11 protein-coding genes and 1 pseudogene are annotated in these 13,513 nt (G+C 40.1%); 9 read left to right on the forward strand and 3 right to left on the reverse strand.

Translation table 11 applies throughout. The features are described from left to right. Positions 1–6 precede the first annotated feature (6 nt). Complete coding sequence (locus WA1_RS04745; RefSeq protein ID WP_017743196.1) at positions 7–2,367, reverse strand: AAA family ATPase; 2,361 nt, start codon at positions 2,365–2,367, stop codon at positions 7–9. Positions 2,368–2,481: 114 nt separating this feature from the next. Between WA1_RS04745 and WA1_RS04750 the strand changes: the two genes are divergently transcribed. From WA1_RS04750 to WA1_RS04760, 3 genes and pseudogenes are all read left to right on the forward strand, one after another. Further along, positions 2,482–2,739: a type II toxin-antitoxin system Phd/YefM family antitoxin gene (locus tag WA1_RS04750; RefSeq protein ID WP_272819066.1), complete on the forward strand. Its 258-nt coding sequence runs from the start codon at positions 2,482–2,484 to the stop codon at positions 2,737–2,739. Between the two features lie 189 nt (positions 2,740–2,928). Beyond that, positions 2,929–3,138, forward strand: a pseudogene (locus WA1_RS04755) (type II toxin-antitoxin system HicA family toxin). A gap of 14 nt (positions 3,139–3,152) precedes the next feature. Beyond that, positions 3,153–3,359: a type II toxin-antitoxin system HicB family antitoxin gene (locus WA1_RS04760; protein WP_017743193.1), complete on the forward strand. Its 207-nt coding sequence runs from the start codon at positions 3,153–3,155 to the stop codon at positions 3,357–3,359. 129 nt (positions 3,360–3,488) lie between these two features. Here the strand turns inward: WA1_RS04760 and WA1_RS04765 are convergent, their stop codons facing one another. After that, positions 3,489–3,785, reverse strand: coding sequence for a DUF433 domain-containing protein (locus WA1_RS04765; protein WP_017743192.1), 297 nt, complete (start codon positions 3,783–3,785; stop codon positions 3,489–3,491). A 403-nt stretch (positions 3,786–4,188) separates the two neighbouring features. On the opposite strand from WA1_RS04765, the gene WA1_RS04770 reads away from it, so the two are divergent. The 6 genes from WA1_RS04770 (at position 4,189) to WA1_RS04800 (ending at position 12,659) form a co-directional block, all read left to right on the forward strand. Beyond that, positions 4,189–4,659 carry a hypothetical protein gene (locus WA1_RS04770; RefSeq protein WP_272819067.1) on the forward strand — a complete coding sequence of 157 codons (471 nt, stop codon included), beginning with the start codon at positions 4,189–4,191 and terminating at the stop codon, positions 4,657–4,659. Between the two features lie 287 nt (positions 4,660–4,946). Continuing rightward, positions 4,947–5,861 (forward strand): helix-turn-helix domain-containing protein, encoded by a 915-nt coding sequence (locus WA1_RS04775; RefSeq protein WP_017743189.1) that lies wholly within the window; start codon positions 4,947–4,949, stop codon positions 5,859–5,861. A gap of 254 nt (positions 5,862–6,115) precedes the next feature. Beyond that, positions 6,116–7,156 (forward strand): DUF8189 domain-containing protein, encoded by a 1,041-nt coding sequence (locus WA1_RS04780; protein WP_017743188.1) that lies wholly within the window; start codon positions 6,116–6,118, stop codon positions 7,154–7,156. Between the two features lie 391 nt (positions 7,157–7,547). Further along, entirely contained in the window at positions 7,548–7,949 is a 402-nt protein-coding gene (locus WA1_RS54635) for a hypothetical protein (RefSeq protein ID WP_017743187.1), read from the forward strand. 379 nt (positions 7,950–8,328) lie between these two features. Further along, positions 8,329–11,571 carry a S8 family serine peptidase gene (locus WA1_RS04795; RefSeq protein WP_017743186.1) on the forward strand — a complete coding sequence of 1,081 codons (3,243 nt, stop codon included), beginning with the start codon at positions 8,329–8,331 and terminating at the stop codon, positions 11,569–11,571. Positions 11,572–11,816: 245 nt separating this feature from the next. Then, complete coding sequence (locus tag WA1_RS04800; RefSeq protein ID WP_272819406.1) at positions 11,817–12,659, forward strand: carbohydrate porin; 843 nt, start codon at positions 11,817–11,819, stop codon at positions 12,657–12,659. A gap of 79 nt (positions 12,660–12,738) precedes the next feature. Here the strand turns inward: WA1_RS04800 and WA1_RS04805 are convergent, their stop codons facing one another. Then, complete coding sequence (locus WA1_RS04805) at positions 12,739–13,119, reverse strand: hypothetical protein (protein ID WP_026134628.1); 381 nt, start codon at positions 13,117–13,119, stop codon at positions 12,739–12,741. Between the last annotated feature and the right edge of the window lie 394 nt (positions 13,120–13,513).

The following is a 13,513-nucleotide window of genomic DNA, read 5'->3' on the forward strand; positions in this document are numbered from 1 at the left end:
TATTCATCAATTGACACCTCCAATATTCTGGAGCAAGGTTCTCATTTCCGTTGCTTCCGGTATCATTTTCAAACTCTCAAAACTAAAAGCTGCTTCTTTAGCCCAGTTACGAGCTTTTTCCAAATTTCCTTGTCGCTGTGACAGGTAAGCATAGGAACGCTGGTGAAAGGCAATCGAATGCTTATCTTTGTTATGCTCTGCTAAAGGGAAACCGCGATCCAAGATTTGTTGAGCAACCTCTAAATTTCCTTCCTCAATTGCTATGTCGGCTAGCCAGTTTTGAATGGCAATCTCTGCCCGTTGCCATCCTATATCCTTGGCTTGTTTTAGTGCCTGTTGGTAAAGTTTTTTTGCTTGAATATAATCCTCATTAAGGAAGAAAATTTTAGCTTGATAATAAAGGGTTTGAATGTGCTGTCGCTGACGTTCTAACTCTTCTAACCCAGACTGTTTCAGCATATTTTGCTTGATTTTCATCCAGTCATATGCTTCGTCAAATTTGTTTTGATGGATGGAGAGAACAACCATCCTAGCTACCAATTCCACTTGGAAGGTGATGTCTTGATGATTTCGTAACTCCCAAGCCAGTTGTAAAAGTGCGCTTGCTTCTTCCAAACATTTTGGCTGTCTTGTCAAAGTGAGCGTCCAACCTTTGTCATACAGGATTTCCGCTAATGTCGATCGCTCGCCCCGTTCTTCTGCAGCCTCAAGCAACCAATCCGTCCACACCAAGCGGTCATCCCAATATCCTCGCACGTGAGTATATCCTTTAATTTGTCGCCAAAAACTGAGGAGGTCGTCATATTTTCTCTTTTCCCTGCACCATTTCATCACATCTTGAAGATTCTCCCATTCCAAATCTAAGTGGCTGTATTCGGAATACCATTTTTTTTCATCGATGTTGCCATATTCCTGGGAGAATTTTAAATACCACTTTACCCACTGCGATCGCACGGGCTGTTCAAATTCAGGATTGGCTGTGAGTTCGGCAGCCGCATACTCGCGAGTCAAAGGGTGTAAGCTATAACGTGCGTCCTGCTGACGAACTAGCGAAAGTTGTTGAAGTTTGGCTAATCCTTCATCAGTATGAATCGAGTCCTCCATAGCAATTGCTGCAATGGTTTCTCTCTCAACTGGTTTGGAGAATAACGATAGTGTCATGAGTATTCTGTGAGACGGTTTTCCTCGCAAAGGTTCCACAGAAGTCTTGAAACAGAAGCGAGCGACATCACCGTCTGCGCTTTTTAATTTTGTCAGCACATAGTCCAGTGTATATTTTGCTGCTAACTGACCAACAGTATAAACGATTGCTGCCGGGATACCATGGGTGTTCTCATACAGTAACTGAATTTCATCGGGCTTTAGCTCTACCCCTTTTTCTTCTGCTTGGTATGCGATTAAGTTTAAAGCATCTTCTTTCCCTAGCGATTCCAAACGGATTGGGACAAACAGAGCCTGTTCGCGTGTAGTCAGGATAACTTTAACTGTACGTGGCAAGTCGTATACAAAGCTTAATAATTCCTGTTTATCTTCGATAGTTTCCAAATTGTCTACAATCAGCAAAGTTCGCTGTTGCTTTAAGCTATCTCGAATCAAGTCAAGCTGATCCTCTGGAGATCTGTAGCTAATTTCAGGGCGTTCTAGGGTATGAGCGATCGTTCGGTATATATCTCGTAAATTACGTTCGCGTTTGAGACGAGGCAAAATACGTAAAGCTTTCAAATACTGCTGTTTAGCTGATGTAAAAATAATTGCCTCAAAAGTTGGTATAGTTATTTCCTTAAAAGTTAGCACTCCTGAACCGGGAGTACTAGCCTTGAGGCAAAGATGAGCGGTTTCCAAGACAAGTGTTGTCTTTCCCACACCCCCAACACCATCAACACTAATCAAATGAGCTGGATGCTCGAAAGAAAGCAGTTCTAACAAGCGAGCCAATTCTTGACGGCGACCAATAAAATTAGTACATTCTCGCTTGGGTAAGTTTTCGTAGATAGGTGATGAGGTAGTTCTACTTTCTGTAACTTGATGGACTATAATTTCAGGAGAAACCATAGTCATAACGGGAGGATCTTGAGGAGTTTCTGTAAAAGTCGTTGACTCTAAAGACGATTGTGTTACACCCTGTTGTAGTTGCTCGACAAGAAAAATTCGGAGTCGATTCTCTTTACCGCGACTGCTACCACTCACTTTAAACTTGTTGTACACCTGTCCCATCCGCTTCAAGCAAGCGCCTTCAGATGTATTTAACTTCTTAGCGATATCGTGATAATTCAGTTCCTCGCCGTAGCGAAGCAGAAAAACCTCCTCCTGCTCTTTAGAGAGTTCATAGTTACGAGCCATTTGCGCCAGAAAGTCGCGTGGGAACATCCGCCTTTCCTCCTATCATCCATATACTCAGTTTACATAGAAATTCAGAGCCTTCTGGAGTAATACAGAGGGGAATTAAGAATTCTGATGATTTAGAGCTAATGGATTATAATTATGAGTTCAAGTGGGCAAAAGTCACTTATAGTTATGCATACAGTTTATCGTCTAAATGCTAGTGAATTAGACCAAAACTTTATCAATGCATTGAAAGCTGCTTATCATGATAAAGAAATAGAGATTGTTGTGTATGAAGTTGATGAAAGTGCTTATTTGATGGCTTCAGCAGCTAATCGAAAAAGATTGTTGCATGCGATAGAAAACGTTAAGAATGGATCTAATTTGATTGAGGTTGATGTAGAAAATATGGAATGAATAGAATAGTAGTAGTAGAACCGACTGCATTTGAAGATTTTAATGAGTGATCTAAGTTAGGGAGGATATATAGTGTCGTATTATTTGTTTTCTGTCGCTTACGCCACTTAATTTAGAGTATTACTTGCTAGCAATATTTGGGTTAGCGGGTTGGGCGATCGCTCTAGTTGCTTTGTTATATTCCGTAATATGCCCAAAAAAGTTAGAGAATTGAAACAGATGTTGCAGAAAGCAGGATTTACACTGTTGCCTAAACGGGGGAAAGGCAGTCATTCCTACTGAATTCATCCACTTTTGCCAAATCCTGTAGTCCTTTCTGGTAAAGATGGCAAAGATGCAAAATCTTACCAGGAAAAAGATGTAATAGCAGCACTAGAAGAACTAGAACAGTTAGAGTAAGGGAATGGATAATAATGAAATATAGCATTTTGATTCAGTGGTCTGAGGACGATCGGGCTTATGTTGCTAGTTTACCGGAATGGGGGAAATACGCCCGGACACATGGGGAAACTTATGAAGAAGCACTTGAGAACGCTAAGGAAATTTTAGAAGATCTGGTGTATGCCTATGAGCAAATCGGTAAGCCTTTACCAGAGCCTTCTACACTACAGATAGCGTAAATTTATAGCTCTTTCAGTTATTTATTCCCCTATCCAAGTGCTAAGAAACTCTACTTGGTTTTCCATTTCCTCCGCTGATTTAGCTGCAACTAATCTCAAAATATTGGTTCATATACAAACGAATTCGACTCATGACTGTCTGCTAGCTTTATGTAATGACTCTATCCGGTCAGCTTCTGCTTCTTCTTCAGCAATATCATTATCAATTTCTTCTCGATTTATATGATAATACGTTAATGCCGCATAAACTTGTGCAATGCTTAAATGCCCAATCCGTGCAGCAATCTCTTCTGCTCTCAAACCTTGTTTATACCAAATAGCAATTCGTCGCACTGTGACACCAGTTTCAGCAATAATCGGACAGCCCCCATGAATTCCAGGGTGACGGGTAATGAGAGTACCAATATCAGTAATAGTAGTTGACATAGTTGATTATAAGCGTTGCCTTGTTATCTATCTTAGTAGAAGAGAAGATGAGAAATTACGGCTACACAAACAGAGTCCGCGTCGATGGACTACTTCTTAGCCCGGTTGTCAAGCTTTGTTTATCCCTTAGACCCAGGTTACATACTGATTCTGAGTTTTTCAGAGCAATACAGAGGTATATTTGGAATTCTTATCACTCAGGTAGTTGCCGAAACAAATATTTTGGTGTAATTTCTTAAATGTAAAGTTTCAGAGGTTATCAATTTATCAGAGTTTTTCTGCCTCTGAATTAAATTGATAGTGACAGCAACGGCGATCGGTTCCAAATTTTGGAGAACACATGAAAAGATTGTTGTTAATAGTACTAGGCTTCCTTACGTTTATTGTATGCACTGCACTGACCATGCAACTGTCTAAAGCAGCGACACCAATTTTAGGTTGGTCAGATTACACAACAGCAACAGCAGAAGCTTATTGTTTAGCGAAGCACCCTTATCAGACGAACTATACAGGTACATATACACCAGACGGCTTTGAGATTGCTACTGCTCCTGGACTCGTTGGCGCTGTTCGTCGAAACTTTGTGTATGACAGAGGCTCAACTACCTTAGATCGAGGAAACGGGCAAAGTTGTTCTCAGGCTTGTGGAGAATTTGGAAAATTTTACCCTGCCTTGAAAGGAAAATCACTGATACAGAAGGTTGGTGAACGAACGTTCGCAAGTGGTATAGGAGATATTGCTTCATTGACAGCTCAAGACAAGGATTTTTATTTAGACAAGACAATAATTGCAGGTATATGGGCAAGATCGAGTACCTTTCAAGAAGAGGATGTTGCTCAAGCGGATTTCTGTTGTTGCCAAGTTACTAACTAACTGTACAATTTTGGATTTTAGATTTTAGATTTTGGATTGAGTCAACCGTGCTCGGACTTAATCTCAATCAACTATTTGTCGCATCCTTGTTTCAACTTAGTATCAGTTTCATTGTATGCGATCGCTCAAGGAGCATTATCTTGCAAAGTTCTTGAAGAGAGCTGCTCAAAGGGCGAGCGCCAAAACATCTATAAATTTATCCGCGTCCATCAGCGTGCATCTGCGGTTAATTATTTACCTTTTTAGACTTTTGCAAGAAGTGTAATCAACTCGTAGAGGAGAAAGCGATGTCAGAGCAGGCTTTGGTTATCGATCATTTGCAGAAAGATTCGACTTTACCAGTTATGCCAAACCCGCCTCTTTGGACAAGTCATGATTCGGGATGGAACAATATTCATGTAGCACATTTTCGTCAGCCAGCTTTGGAATTACCAGAATTTACTAGTCTGCAACACATTATTACTGCTGTAGTTCCGCCTCAAACAGTAAAAGTAGAATTTGTTTTCGAGGGTCGTTTACAAACGGTGCAGTATTATCCAAGCGACTATATAGATAACTGCGTTGAAATATTTCCTGCAAGCCAAGATTGTAAAATTTGTTGGGATAAAGAGATTGAGTTCACTCATTTCTATCTTGAGCCTACATTTGTTTCTCATGTTGCTCACGAGGCAATCGATCCGGATTGCGTTGAAATTTTATTTGAACCAAAGATACAGGATTTCCTAATTTATCAGATTTGTCTAGCACTCAAATCAGATTTAGATGTTCATGGAAGTGGAACTGGCTTTTATGCAGATTCAATGGCAACCGCGCTATCGGCTCATTTACTGCGGCATTACTCAACACGCGAACACAAGCTTCGAGAGTATGAAGATGGTTTACCCAAAGACAAATTAAAGCAAGCTATTGAATATATCAACGAGCATTTAACTGATAAAGAGAAATTATCATTGGAGAAAATTGCTACTAAATTGAATATCAGTCACTACTATTTTTGTCGTCTGTTTAAACAATCTACAGGAATGGCTCCTCATCAATACTTGATTCAACAGAGGGTAGAACGGGCAAAGCAGTTGTTGAAGCATACAAAGCGAACGGTTACGGACGTGGCGATAGAATGCGGATTTGCAAACCAGAGCCACTTTGCCAAGCACTTTCGCCAACATACAGGGGTTACACCTAAAGAATTTCGCAAGATGTAGCAAGATCGTGTTCAAAATTGCAAGTTTAAATTGGCAAGAATGTATTCGACTTCAATGAGCAATGTTTGCTACAGTTATATTGTTATTGTTCATGTCCTATGGTTAGAGCAAATAGGCTTATAGATAACTTGATAGACCGTACTAACATTTAGAAACGACTAATGCAGCAGGGTGCGTGATTTTTTGACAGTAATGCATTTTAGTTCAATCTAAAGTCTGCTAACAAGTTTGTGGCATTTCATCACAACACATCTATGAATATCAAACTTTTCGTGTCGTTAGCGCTTGGTAGTGCGATCGCGCTGACTGGTTCTGTAGCAGTAGGAAATATTACACCTGTCTCTAAGTTAAATTACAAAGCGTCTGGGACTGCTAATGCTGTTCTTCAAAATAGATTTTCAACTAAAAAACCAATATATGTCACACAAGCCGGTGCCAATTGGAGTGGTTGGAGTCCAATACCAAGTAATGGAACTACTGATGCAGCTGTATCAGCTGTCAGTTTTAACAATAGACTTTATTTGTTTTCCAAAGGGATTGGCGATCGGAAAATTTATATAAATACATTGTCTAATGGCACTTCTTGGAGTGGTTGGAGTCCAATACCGGGTAATGGGACTACTGATACAGCTGTGTCGGCTGTCAGTTTTAACAATAGACTTTATTTGTTTTCAAAAGGGATTGACGATCAAAAAATTTACGTCAATACATCGCTTAACGGTACTTCTTGGAGTGGTTGGAGTCCAATACCGGGTAATGGAACTACTGATGCAGCTGTGTCGGCTGTCAGTTTTAACAACAAACTTTATTTGTTTTCCAAAGGTATTGATGATAAGAAAATTTACGTTAATACATCGCTTAACGGTACTTCTTGGAGTGGTTGGAGTCCAATACCGGGTAATGGAACTACTGATGCAGCTGTGTCAGCTGTCAGTTTTAACAACAAACTTTATTTGTTTTCCAAAGGGATTGACGATCAAAAAATTTACGTCAATACATCGCCTAACGGCACTTCTTGGAGTGGTTGGAGTCCAATACCGGGTAATGGAACTACTGATGCAGCTGTGTCAGCTGTCAGTTTTAACAACAAACTTTATTTGTTTTCTAAAGGGATTAACGATCAAAAAATTTACGTCAATACATCGCCTAATGGCACTTCTTGGAGTGGTTGGAGTCCAATACCAAGTAATGGGACTACTGATACGGCTGTGTCGGCTGTCAGTTTTAACAACAGGCTTTATTTGTTTTCCAAAGGTATTGATGATAAGAAAATTTATGTCAATACTGAACTTTAGGCTCTGATATTTTCTAAAGTACTATCCAAGGAAACAAAATTGTTGATAACTAAGTGAATGTGTTAAAGAGTAATGTTTGAGGTTATGGTGAGATAACGCTCTCAGTTTCAAGCGAAGTATTTCTGGAAGTGAATTTCTCTTGAAACGCGCCGAACCAACTTAGTTTGCAATCCGCACTACTGATGCTATCTCTGGGAATTTACGAAAGGATAGTTCTTCTACTATCAGAGGCTTTGTATGTAATTACGCAGTAAATGTCAGGCACTCGCTTTTGCTGGAGGAGATTCTCTTGGGGCTTGTCCTGCTAGTGCTTCTTACGATTACAGTGACAGCAGCAACTATATTTTGCAAGCAAGATAACAACAGGGTTACGTTTTTTTGGAGACAAAAGATGAAATTTGTTACGAGAACTACTCTTGCATTACTCTTAGGAACTACAACTTTTTTATCTACTTCTTTTCTTCCTAATACATCGGCGAGAGCGGTTCCAGCTATGGGCTGGCGATCCAGTGCAATCCCATACCCACCGAGTGACTGCTCTAACATTGCTGCAAAGGTCATGGAGCGGATGGGTTTTGGGACAACTAAGGAAGGCACTTTTATCAAAGCATTTACTGGCAAAACTGGTGTTTTAGTTTTTTGCAACCCTAGCACTCAACGATTCACTGGTGCTTGTGGTGGCAGTTCGCTCGTGACGATGTTTGTGACAAGCGAAAGTTCTGAGGAGCGAGATCAAGTCCAAGCCACTATATCCAAAAAACTTTTTGATCTTGGTGCACCAGCTTGTTGGTAATTGATTTTGGATAATTTATTTTTGGTAGCCTCTTAGAAGATGACTTCTCTCTAAAAATAATGTTAATCGAAATTGGCAATTCGTCGAGTGCTGACCGAAATTTCGCTGCAAATCAGCGCTCCCTCTTTCTAAGTTTTAGGTAGTCCTGAGCAGGAATCGGGGTAGCAAAATGTTTGCTCAGGATCATGAAAGCTGTTTGTGGGCGCTCGCCCATTATGGATGAAAGAAACCATTCTGTTTTCTTAGGAGAACTTTAATACGAGCAGTTGTGTAATATCAACCAAAAAGCTTGAGAGACAACGGAATTGTTAGCTGTGCAAGTTTCAATGCTATCAATTCAGAACAATAACGACTACAAAAATTACTTTGAGGTTTAATTATGTTGGATGCTTCTGATCTATCAGGCGGGAGTTTTGATGCCAATGCTATGGGAAGTGTACTGCCAGGATTGGACGCATCGGGTTTACCGTCAGTAACTGCATACGGACTTACTAACTCACTTCAGTCAAATCCGCGTCCTCTTTCTGTTTCTAGCCTACCTACATTAGATTCACCAGTTTCAAGCTTTAGTACTGGAGTTTTTACTGTGGGTGAAACTGGAGAAGTTAGCTTTGACTATCTTGTTGATGGCGGCAAGTATCAAGGTGAATTAGCCATCTTTAGCTTGCAAGGTATTGAGCGGTATGGGATTGGGTCTAAATTGTTTGTACAGGAAGCTGCACTTCGAGCTTCAACGAATTCTGACCTTGGACACATTGTCATTTCAGACCGCACCGAGGGAGCAAGGTTTGATGGCAGTCCTAGTGAACGCAATTTTAATGCGGGACAATACCAAGGTGTAAAGAAATTCTCAATGCGAACTGGTGAACAGTTCGGTATCATGCTCGTTTCTAACGGTACGGTGCAGGATGTTTTGCGTAATCCTGATAATGCTAAGAACCGTCCGATGTTTTCGATGCCAGAAGTGAATCTTGATAGTACAGTTCAGATGGCACAGGTTGTTAACGTAGTAGCAGATGGAAATTCCTTTGCCTTTGAAGATTTGTGGCTAAATCAAAACTCAGACCGCGACTACAATGACATGGTTTTTCAGATACAAGGTGCAAAAGCACAAGTAGCACCACTTAAAGATTTGATTAATCCAGATAGAGACTGGCGTAGTTCACAACAAGGTCAGCAGTTAGAAGAATATGCAGCTAAGTCTCTAGAAGAGTATGAACAATCAATAGTAGACCCGCAAGACTTAGCTGGAAACACAATAGATAAAGCACGTAAAGTTAGCGTATCTAGCCGTGGGAAACTGTATCGGGGTTGGGTAGGCACAATTGATACTAATGACTTTTATTCTTTCAGTTTAGGCACGCGAAATGAGTTTAAATTGTCACTTGATGGTTTAACTTCTGATGCAAATGTTGAGTTATTAGACATCAATGGTAACGTAATTCAGAGTTCAAAAAATGTTGGTACAGCAACAGAGTCGATTAATACGACTTTAGAATCAGGTGCTTACAGAATTCGAGTGAATTCGTCTGGAAATATCGGTACTGCATTCAATTTAAACGTATCTGTCACTCCACTGATTCAAGTTGCAGGTGTCACTATCACAACTACAGGGTCAGAAGAAACAGGTGAAATAGCAACTGCTGAATCGCTGCCACTAATAGAAGTTATAAATTCTAATAATCCAGGCGATAATAGCTTTAGTAGCGATCCTCGTTTTACAGGGATAGATGGGCAGTTAAATAACGGAACTCGCCTTTCTACGGTAATTATAGATACAGGAATTAACTTACAGCATCCTTTCTTTGGTAACCGTATTGCTAATAGCTTTGATTTTGCAGACGATGACCCAGATGCTACAGATGATAGCGGAGATAGAGGACACGGCACGAATGTCACTAGTATAGCTGCTGGTTCTGGTACATACAACACTAGTTCTAAAGATACAGTTACTTACAGAGGAGTGGCACCAAATGCAAATATTATTCACTTGAAAGTATTCGAACAAAATTTAGATACCTTTAGTTTTGGTGATGTTGAACAGGCTTTACAGTGGGTAGTTGAAAACGCAGAAAGATTTAACATTATGAGCGTTAATATGTCGCTAGGTGATGGTAGCAATTACAATACGCTTCAATCAAGAGATTTTAATGAGAAGATCGCAGAACAAACCAGAAAGAAAGGTATAAGTGATGAACTTGAAGCTTTAGCAAGAAAAAATGTGATTGTTGTTTCTGCTTCTGGTAACAACTTTTTCAGCTTTGGTTCTGCTCAAGGTGTAACCTATCCCTCTGCTGACCCTAATTCATTATCAATTGGGGCTGTATATGATGCTAATGTAGGTTCTCAAAGTTATGTAAGTGGCGCGATCGCAAATACCACTAATGTAGACCGCATCACACCATTTTCTCAACGCCATGAAACATTGACAACTGTGTTTGGTCCAGGCGCTATAATAACTGGTGCTGGAATGGAGAATAACGATCTAAATACTAGTAATACTTTTAATGACAACTTCCTAAGTAGAATGTCTGGTACTAGCCAAGCAGCGCCTCACGTAGCAGGGATGGTGGTGCTAGCACAAGAATTAGCACTGCAAGAACTTGGAAGAATACTGACTCCTGCTGAGTTTCGCCAGCTATTACGCGATACTAGCGACCCAATATTTGATGGAGATGAAAATAATAATGGACAGGTGGATATAGGAGACGAGGACGACAATGTTATTAATACACAGCGAACATACCGCCGTGTAAATATGCTTGCTTTAGCGAATGCAATTCTCGATTTAAAGCCACCTAGTGACAGACAAATTGATTTAACTGCAAAAAGTTTTGATGTTGTAGGAGAAAAATTTAATACAGGAGATAACTTTAGTGTTGCCTTCGATATTGAGAATCTAGGTTCAGATAAGTCATATCCCTTCGATGTTAATTTTTATTTATCCTCTGATGCAACTATCTCCGAGCAAGATACTTTATTGGGTAATTTTAGAATTAACAATTTGAATCGTAATAGTAACACTGGAATTATAACACAAAATCTTACTCTACCATCACCAGATAATCCTGCATGGAATAGTTTTGGTAGCGGGAATGCTTATATTGGAATGATTATAGATGGATTAAACGAAGTTGGAGAGACAAACGAAGGTAATAACAGAAATCGTGGAGTTTCTATAGATAAAGATACCATCCAAATTAACCAGCGCGGCAAGTTAAAAGTAACTTTTAATCGAATCCAAGGCGACTTTGATGACTTTCCCTTCGGTTCATCTGACTTTTATGGAGAAGTGTATTTTCCTGGTGATACTTCTCCCCGTAAAACTCCTCAAATTGATAATAACGATGATATTTACCCGAATTGGCAACTAGATTCCAATGTTAGTGGTGTGAAGACACTAATTACTATTTCGGCACTAGACAACGATCCAGTTGTCCAAGATGCTCTGATTATTCTTTTAAATCTCATCTATAACCTTTTCTCAGGTGAAATCACTTTCATTGATGAAATCAATGAATATGTTATAGGAAAAGGAGGTAACCAGATTTATGTACCGCTTAATGATGATGATGGCAGGGGAGGAATATGGTTTACAGTAGATTTTGAACCACAAGCATAAGTAAAAAAGGTGGGTATTTTTAGTACCCACCTTTTTTACAGAATGTGCTTATGGCGCTTGGCATCTAAATGGAGTACACCCCCCTATACCTACCCTTATATTAACTCGGCAAAACTTTGAACGGCTTTTTTCCCACTCGATACTTTAGGAGTCACTTTAGAAGACTTGGGTTTGGGTTTAGCTAATCTAGAAAACGTTGATACAATGGTCAAAACCTGATTGATGCGATCGCTACTACCAGAGAAATTAACACCTTCTTACAAGTTAATAGTACCCTAGATTACTCCGGTGCTGGTTCTAGCTTCAACCTCTACCGACTCAGTTACACTTTTCCGCTATTTGAAGACTTCCGCGTGTCTTTCTTCCCTCAAGGCTTTGCTTCCGATTACGTAGATAAAAACAGCTTTGCTAATAACAGTGCAAGAAACTTCTCAACTTACGGCTTAGTCAACAATCAACTACTACTAGCAAACGATCGCGCCGGAGCAGGAGCAGCAATCAGTTGGAATCCCGGTAAAGGTGCGTTCACAATTAGGGGAGTCTATCGCGCACAACAAGCTGGTCTTGCTAACACCAAACCTGATTTTACCAACAGTAGCCAGCAAGGAGGTCTATTTGATGACCCGAATTTAGGTGTGGTTGAACTTGAGTTTTCACCTTCTAAGACTTTTGCAATTCGGCTTCAGTATAGTGGAGGAACTCAAGATGGAGAAGAATACAATGTCTTAGGTGCTAACTTAGAGCTAGCCCTTGGTAAGAAAGTTGGACTCTTTGGACGCTTTGGTTATGCCTTTAACTTTCCTGGTAATATCCAACCTACCTCTTGGTCAGCAGGTGTTGTATTCCCAGATTTTTTGGCAAAGGGTGCTAATCTTGGGTTTTCTGTAGGTCAACCTCTCATCTTTCAAGAAAGAGATAACCTTCTCGGCTTTTTTAACAGTACCCAAACTAACTACGAAGCGTTTTATAAATTACCAATCAACGATAACATATCAGTTTCGCCAATATTGCAGGTCATCACTGACCCTGGAAACTCGCAAGCAAACACGATTTACACAGGCACTTTGCGGACGGTTTTTTCCTTTTAAATTTTTGTAGAACATAAAAATAGCGTAGCGATCGCATAATTCTGGCATTCAAATGTGTTTTTATTCTAGACAATAGAAACTATTGAGAATAGGCTTGCCTTCTGCAAGAAAAATAACGATTTAAATCTTTGTTCGTAGCCATATAAACCGTAGTAATGGCACAGAGAACGACCATAATCCAACTGCCAACGATGAGAAAGGCGGATAGCTTGGAATTCAGTGCCACAACCATTGCAATTAGAGCGACAACCAACAAACTCAAAATACCCATCAGGAGGTATTTTGCCCATTTGCGACCTTGAAGAACAAAATACATCACTAAAATTGTCAGCAAGATGCGTCCGATTGCCCACCGATCCTTCGCAACAATAACCAGTGCGACATCTAGGATACAAAGCACCACAAACATAAACAGTAGTCTATTTCGCGCTTGTAAGGCAGAACGGTCGGGCTGAGGCATGGCTGCTGTGATGATATTTGCGAATATTAGGCATCTAAAAAAGATCCTAACTCCCAGCCTGCTCATTTTCTCAAGAATTTCTTATCGTTGGGTGGGATTGGATCTTATCGGCTACGCTGTTGTTTAATTCAATACCTTTGCCAATATAGAAGCCTAGACCAATTTTGCCATTTTTGCCTGGTACAAAAACTTTTGCCATTTTCACCGAAAATTTCCGATCCATGTGTATTCTTGAGGTTAAATGCCAGAATCTCAATGTCTTGCCGTGCAGGCTATTGAATAAAAATTCCTTCCGGAAAACCTGAGGCTGTTTTTTAAAACTAATGATTTTTGCCTTGGAACAGCAAAACGGGCTTTCATCATTAAAGCACCACCACTTTACCCTTCAAAAATG

Source organism: Scytonema hofmannii PCC 7110 (assembly GCF_000346485.2).
GTDB classification, from domain to species: domain Bacteria; phylum Cyanobacteriota; class Cyanobacteriia; order Cyanobacteriales; family Nostocaceae; genus Scytonema; species Scytonema hofmannii.

Coding starts and splice junctions, on each gene's coding strand:
- WA1_RS04745 (WP_017743196.1), bottom strand. CDS start 2,367: ATGTTCCCACGCGACTTTCTGGCGCAAATGGCTCGTAACTATGAACTC.
- WA1_RS04750 (WP_272819066.1), top strand. CDS start 2,482: ATGAGTTCAAGTGGGCAAAAGTCACTTATAGTTATGCATACAGTTTAT.
- WA1_RS04760 (WP_017743193.1), top strand. CDS start 3,153: ATGAAATATAGCATTTTGATTCAGTGGTCTGAGGACGATCGGGCTTAT.
- WA1_RS04765 (WP_017743192.1), bottom strand. CDS start 3,785: ATGTCAACTACTATTACTGATATTGGTACTCTCATTACCCGTCACCCT.
- WA1_RS04770 (WP_272819067.1), top strand. CDS start 4,189: ATGCAACTGTCTAAAGCAGCGACACCAATTTTAGGTTGGTCAGATTAC.
- WA1_RS04775 (WP_017743189.1), top strand. CDS start 4,947: ATGTCAGAGCAGGCTTTGGTTATCGATCATTTGCAGAAAGATTCGACT.
- WA1_RS04780 (WP_017743188.1), top strand. CDS start 6,116: ATGAATATCAAACTTTTCGTGTCGTTAGCGCTTGGTAGTGCGATCGCG.
- WA1_RS54635 (WP_017743187.1), top strand. CDS start 7,548: ATGAAATTTGTTACGAGAACTACTCTTGCATTACTCTTAGGAACTACA.
- WA1_RS04795 (WP_017743186.1), top strand. CDS start 8,329: ATGTTGGATGCTTCTGATCTATCAGGCGGGAGTTTTGATGCCAATGCT.
- WA1_RS04805 (WP_026134628.1), bottom strand. CDS start 13,119: ATGCCTCAGCCCGACCGTTCTGCCTTACAAGCGCGAAATAGACTACTG.